The 2,030-nt window shown below is 23.8% G+C and carries 3 protein-coding genes and 2 pseudogenes; 3 read left to right on the top strand and 2 right to left on the bottom strand.

Annotation, left to right across the window (positions count from 1 at the left end; genetic code table 11):
• Positions 1-447 (top strand): PfkB family carbohydrate kinase (locus AMN99_RS05560; protein ID WP_256998124.1); only part of this gene is annotated, 447 nt, incomplete at its 5' end.
• An 8-nt stretch (positions 448-455) separates the two neighbouring features.
• Here AMN99_RS05560 and arfA read toward each other — a convergent pair.
• Positions 456-548: pseudogene (gene arfA / locus AMN99_RS05705) on the bottom strand (alternative ribosome rescue factor ArfA); the annotation flags it as partial.
• Positions 549-653: 105 nt separating this feature from the next.
• On the opposite strand from arfA, the gene AMN99_RS05555 reads away from it, so the two are divergent.
• A complete protein-coding gene (locus AMN99_RS05555; protein WP_075506817.1) occupies positions 654-1,244 on the top strand; it encodes a TIGR02466 family protein in 591 nt (196 codons plus the stop codon).
• Positions 1,245-1,246: 2 nt separating this feature from the next.
• On the opposite strand, the gene AMN99_RS05550 is transcribed toward AMN99_RS05555, so the two are convergent.
• On the bottom strand, positions 1,247-1,807 hold the full coding sequence (locus AMN99_RS05550) for a winged helix-turn-helix domain-containing protein (RefSeq protein ID WP_075506816.1): 561 nt from the start codon (positions 1,805-1,807) through the stop codon (positions 1,247-1,249).
• Between the two features lie 14 nt (positions 1,808-1,821).
• Here AMN99_RS05550 and AMN99_RS05545 point away from each other — a divergent pair.
• A pseudogene (locus AMN99_RS05545) lies at positions 1,822-2,030 on the top strand (L,D-transpeptidase family protein); the annotation flags it as partial.

Below are 2,030 nucleotides of genomic sequence, written 5' to 3'. Positions count from 1 at the left end.
GCGCCTAAGAAAGCATTTGACAAAGTTATTAACAATGCAAACAAAGTTGCCATGTCACTTTCTGATTTGTTTTGTGTAGATAGGCATAAACCTCATTTTTTAAACTTAGTTAAACACAGACTTGATATAACTTTTGCCAATGAACAAGAAATTGCATCATTAATTGACGCAAAAAACTTTGAAGAAGTTATAAACTTCTCGAAACAAATTAATAAACTCATCATCGTCACCAGAGGAGAGAAAGGATCAGTAGCGATTAATGGGAATGATGTTGTTGAATGTGATATTCAAAAAAATCTAAAAATTGTTGACCTTACAGGTGCTGGTGACTTATTTGCAGCAGGATTTCTTCATGGATATATAAATAATTTATCATTACTAGAAAGCTTAAAAAAAGGAACCGAAATGTCATCAAAAATAATCCAACAAATTGGAGCAAGAATCTAAATTAATTTTTTTCTATTAAAACTTCCCTTTCCTTTTTTAGATTTAACAACCTTTGTTTTAAATTTTTTTGAATATAAATCTTTAAGTAAAGGATTTTTTTTCTTAAATTTTTTAGTCATTTTAAAAGTAGCTTATCAAAAGTAAAATGATAGTTTACATAAATAAATTTATATTTTAAAAATAAATAGTATTTATAAAATAATTAAATGTTAGTTCATAAAGTATTTCCTGTATCTATTTTTGAATTTAAGTTAGAAAATTTTTCTGAAATAAATAAAAAAATTGAGAAATATATTTATGAACAAAAAAAAATTGACCCAGAAGGAATAAATAGGTCTAATTCAGGTGGGTGGCATTCTCGAATTTTTGATCTTAAAAATGTTGGTGAATTATTGCCTTTAATAAATTTTTCCAAACACTGTGTCAGAAATGTATTTAATAGTTACAATTGGGAGTTTGTTCCAGAAAAAATCAGTTTTATTGGAATGTGGTCTATCATAAACCCACCTGGAAGTTTTAATATAAAACACACCCATCCTAACAGTTTATTAAGTGCTGCCTATTATGTAAAAGCAAAAAAAGACTCTGGTCCTATAGCATTCTTTGATCCTAAGCACGTTGCTGTAATGAAACATCCAAAGATAAAAGAATTTAATGAACTATCTGCTGAACATATTAGTTTTGAGGCCGAAGAAGGAAAATTATATATTTTTCCAGCTTACTTAGAGCATGCAGTAAATAAAAATAGATCTAACGAAGATAGAATTGTTATAAGTTTTAATATAGATACAATTTAAAATTAAATATTTAATAAATAACCGTTTTCAGCACTAATTATAAAATTATTTTCATTAAATAATTTTAATATTTTTTTTCTCAATCTATAAATATGAGTTTCAACTGTATGCGTTTCTAGGCTCTTATTATAGCCCCATATTTCGGTTTGAAGTTCTTCAATACTAACTGATTTACTTATTTTTTTTAGATATAGAATTAAATTAGCCTCCTTTTCAGTCAATTTTAAACTTTTTTTATCTAATATAAGTTCTCTTGAATTTAAATTGATTTTGTATTTACCTATTTTAATTTCAGATTGATTAGAAAAATTTTTTTTCATTAAATGTAAATTTATTTGTTCTATAAATTTAGAAATTTTTATTGGTAATTTGTTTAATATTAAACAATCTTTTAAATATTCATATTTCTTATTAGTTATTATTATTTCATTAGATAATTTAGTTATTTTTTTTTCTTTTTTGTTAAAAGAGTTTATGTTTTCGATTTCAAAATAAAATACTTCTCTTATCTCATCTAATATTTTGAAGAGTTCATCAAAATTATATATTATAACTTTATGCATATTTAATTAATACAATGATAATTAATATTAAAAATAAAAACAAACTTCAAGTTGATGACTTTATATTTAGATGTGCAGTTGGAAAAAAAGGATTTTCAACAAAAAAAATTGAAGGTGACAACAAAACACCAATTGGTTTTTTTGATTTAGAGAATTTATACTATCGAAGTGATAGAGTAAAAAAGCCAAATACATTTTTAAAATGCATAAAAATTAAAAAAAA

It is taken from the genome of Candidatus Pelagibacter communis, from assembly GCF_001180225.1.
Lineage (GTDB): Bacteria > Pseudomonadota > Alphaproteobacteria > Pelagibacterales > Pelagibacteraceae > Pelagibacter > Pelagibacter ubique_D.
This window is presented reverse-complemented; position numbering and strand designations above follow the sequence as displayed.

Excerpts from the sequence above, each read along its gene's own strand:
- AMN99_RS05555 (WP_075506817.1), top strand. The coding sequence starts at position 654 with ATGTTAGTTCATAAAGTATTTCCTGTATCTATTTTTGAATTTAAGTTA.
- AMN99_RS05550 (WP_075506816.1), bottom strand. The coding sequence starts at position 1,807 with ATGCATAAAGTTATAATATATAATTTTGATGAACTCTTCAAAATATTA.